Genomic DNA, 3,625 nt, shown 5'->3' on the forward strand with positions numbered 1-3,625 from the left:
TGAAAGGGCGGGTTGCCAGCCAGCGTTCCACCGGCAGCGGTGGTACCTGGCAGAACCGTAAGGTGAGCGTGACCCTCCGGTACCGGCAGCAATGGGGGGAGTGGATCGACGGGGAAACGGTGGCCGTTGACGTCGACCAATTCACCACCCACGACATCGAACTCAGCCAGACCATGACCCAGGGCCGCTATGAGGTGGGGTTGTATTTTTTAGCGGAAGACCGTGAGGGTACGTTCAACAGTGGCAGCGTTACCTACGACTACCGGGATGAGAACAAGATTGCCAACCCCTACCAGAAAACCCTCAGTCCCACCAATTCAGCACAGACCTTCCGACACACCATTAGCATTGGTGACCCGCAAATCGGTTCGGGGTGGGAGATCAACCGGATTTTGTATTTCGCCAAGGTGGATATACGGCTGGAGGTCAGAAACCTCTATCGCTATGACAGCAAAGCCTGGGGACAGGATGTAATTAAAGGCATTGCCAGAGTGCGACTCCCCAATGATCGGGGAGAATACAACACCTACGAGAAAACCACGTCCACTAACACCATCAACAGGGAGTGGGAAGTCACCCGGTTTACGGATATTTCCATGCGTTGGGAGGATGTGGTTCACAAAGACGGCAATATCTACCCGGAAGTGGAACTCTGGGCAGAAAGGGCTGGATATGACGGGCAGTCACAGGCTGGCAGCTTTTACGAGCCGGATTACGTTCCTACCAGTCTGGCTTATGTTCATATCCGCGACATTGCGGCCACCATCTATTACCAGCGGGCGCAACCGGTCAGTGATGCCCCGCTGAACCACTTCTACTGGGACACCACCGCCTACGACCTCGGTGCCACCGATGTCAGCGTATCCGACGCCATTATCCACTGGACGGCCACCGGCGAATAAACGGCCACGGGCGAATAAACAGGAGAATAACCATGGGCATGTCACGATCACAAGGCTACACCCGTATAGGCAGACCGGACTCAGGCAACAGTTACGGCCTGACCGGTAACAGTGCTTATCAGAAAAGTCTGGATCAGATGGGAAGCTTCAATACCTTCTCTCTGGGGTCTGGCAGCAACCACTTTTGGAGAAGAAACGAAGCTCAGCCACAAATGCCAGACATCCCCCGCCGCTACGCCTACGACGACAGTGAGCAGCGTTACCAGCTCAATATCGACGCGGCCACCGATGTTGCAGACAAGCTGAAAGACTACGGCGACAAGCTGTTTGATGTGTTTGACAACTACCAGCCCAACTTCCAGTACCTGGGCGACAACGCCACGGTATCGGATGCCCAGTTGGAGAGCCGGTTGGGGGAGGCGACCAGCGACTATCAGGCCAATGCGGACCTGCAACAGTCGGAGTACGAACGGGATATGCGCCGGATGGGCGTGAATCCCAATTCGGCACGGTTTGCCGGGTTTGGTACAAGCAATGCCCTGCACAAGGCGGCGGGACTCTCGGCCATCCAGAATCAGGTGAGGGACACCGCCAGGGAAGAGAGCTGGAATCGCAACCTGGATGTAGCGGAGCTGGGCCTGGATACCGCCAAAACCGCCACCGATGGCCTGAGCAGTGCGGCCAGTGTCTACAAGGTCGCGGCGGATATGTTCACCGACAACAAGATCAAGTACGACCAGCTCAATGAAGCCGCCCGTCAGTACGATCTGGGTTATGGCTTCAAGCAGGACGAGATGAAGCTGGCGGCGCAGAATCAGGCGTTTAACCAGGCAGCGAACCGCTGGCAGAACGGACTGGTGCAGACCTACGATAACAACGGGCAGTGGAATTACCGCGAGTCGTTTGATTACGAGTATTAATCCACAGGATCAGGGAGGATCACCATGTACATCGGACCGGATGGCAGGGTTTACCAGAACAAGTTTGATTCATTGGGCCACGGTACCAAAGTGCCCGGTTACGCCGATGAACAGTACGCCATCAACCAACGCCTTGGTGAGCTGCGCCGACAGCAGCAGGAGTACGCCGGTCAGCAACAGCAGCAGGCGCTGAACCAGCAGCAGATTGACCAGAACGACCTGAACCAGTTCTACGACCGGCAGCAGCGATTTGCCGCCATTCATGGTCAGCCCTACGGGTTCGGGCAGATGCCCCAGAGTATTCAGCCGGGTAATGGCATGGGCGCCAGGCAGAGTCAGCAAGGCGGTCAGGCCGGTTACGGAATGCCCATGGAGCGCAGGGAAACGGTGCAAAGCCCCCTGACGCAGGACGCCGGAAAGCTGAACCGGATGCTGCAAAAATACCATCAGGGGCAGGACCCACGGGATGCGCAGGACGCCATCGAGTTTATTAACCAGCACCCCGGCATCAAGGCCAGTAACGTCAGCGGTATCCGCTTCAATCACAGCGACCGCAATGAAGACCCGATGGTCAGCCTGCTCGGTGACGATGGCAACCCGGTGAAGCAGTTCTACCTCAGCTCCCTCTCCAACCTGAACAACTTTGCCGGTCAGAAGAAGCAGACCTTTGATCCGGGCAATAAGGTCAATGATCCCGGCAAGCTGATCGAGCAATTACAGGAAGTCGCTGCCCAGCAGGCACAGGCCGATGTAGCAGGGTTGAGCCCCAAAGACCAGAAAGCCCAGCTGCCTGAGGCGATTCAGGATCATTACGGTCAACTGATGAAACAGTATGGCCCCCGCAATCCGGGCTATGTCACCACCGGGGAGGAAACCCCGAACCGGACATTGGGGTTTGATCTGTTTGGTCAGCAGCAACAGCCGCAGCAGGACCCGCTGGCGGCTTTGAAGCAGGCATTGGGGGGCGGGGAAGCAATGACACCGCCACCACCCCCTCCGGTGACGCCCAATGCCGCTGTGCCGAAGCAGGGGCAGGGTTATGGCTATCCCGGTTACAACCCATTGAACCGCACCCCCGGCACCTTCCGTCACTTCCATCCCTCAGCCGGACGGTAACAGACCGTTTCACGCTGCCCGCTTCCCGAAAAAGACATGCAAAGCAACTGACCCGCTTTTATGGGGAACGGGTAGCGGGTGGCGGCCAGCGTTTTTTCAAGGACGATTCTATGAACTGGAATGATTTCAGCTCGACCCCGATGTTTCAGCAGGGGGACGATCAGGAACAGGAACGGCTGCGGGAGCAGTACTGGCGGCACTATCTCAAGCCCCAGATACCGGAGGGCTACCATCGGGAAGCCCGTTCCCTGTTTGATCAGCATACCCGCCGCCGTGGCAACCCGGACAGATCCTATGCCGGTGACCTGTGGGACGCTCTCTGGCATGGCGGTTATGCCGGTGCGGCTGACCTGGTATCCGGTGCGAGCCGACTGGTGGGCGGCGATGGCCATAATGCCGCCAGTGACTGGCTGCGAGAAAAGTCCGAGGAACAGCTCGACAATATGTCCCCGTCCAGTGTGGAGGCGATGCAGGGGTTCGGGATCGAGAAGAAAGGCGAAGGCCGGTTCGGGCTGACCGAGGGCAGTACCGCTGCCGGTTTTGGCCTCCAGTTTGCCTCCGGGGTTGGCTCTCTGGCACCGTCCATGATACCCGGCGGTGTGGCCAGTAAAGGGTTGTCGGCACTGGGCATGAAAGGGCTTCAGGCATCGGGTGCAGCGGCAGCAGTGACCGGTCTGGAAGATGCCA

At 58.0% G+C, this 3,625-nt stretch carries 4 protein-coding genes; all 4 read left to right on the plus strand.

Annotated elements, in window-relative coordinates:
• Nucleotides 1–902, plus strand: a 902-nt coding sequence (locus AK963_RS33760; RefSeq protein ID WP_175404680.1) for a hypothetical protein, incomplete at its 5' end; no start/stop codon positions are given.
• Nucleotides 903–934: 32 nt separating this feature from the next.
• On the plus strand, nt 935–1,822 hold the full coding sequence (locus AK963_RS26805; RefSeq protein WP_066018403.1) for a hypothetical protein: 888 nt from the start codon (nt 935–937) through the stop codon (nt 1,820–1,822).
• Between the two features lie 24 nt (nt 1,823–1,846).
• On the plus strand, nt 1,847–2,938 hold the full coding sequence (locus tag AK963_RS26810) for a hypothetical protein (protein ID WP_066018404.1): 1,092 nt from the start codon (nt 1,847–1,849) through the stop codon (nt 2,936–2,938).
• A gap of 110 nt (nt 2,939–3,048) precedes the next feature.
• The coding region (locus AK963_RS26815; RefSeq protein WP_139117694.1) for a hypothetical protein at nt 3,049–3,625 on the plus strand (577 nt) is incomplete at its 3' end.

Origin of the sequence: Endozoicomonas atrinae, assembly GCF_001647025.1 — a bacterium.
GTDB classification, from domain to species: Bacteria; Pseudomonadota; Gammaproteobacteria; order Pseudomonadales; family Endozoicomonadaceae; genus Endozoicomonas; species Endozoicomonas atrinae.

Bases quoted from the DNA above. Each gene is read 5' to 3' on its own strand.
- AK963_RS26805 (WP_066018403.1), top strand. From the start codon at position 935: ATGGGCATGTCACGATCACAAGGCTACACCCGTATAGGCAGACCGGAC.
- AK963_RS26810 (WP_066018404.1), top strand. From the start codon at position 1,847: ATGTACATCGGACCGGATGGCAGGGTTTACCAGAACAAGTTTGATTCA.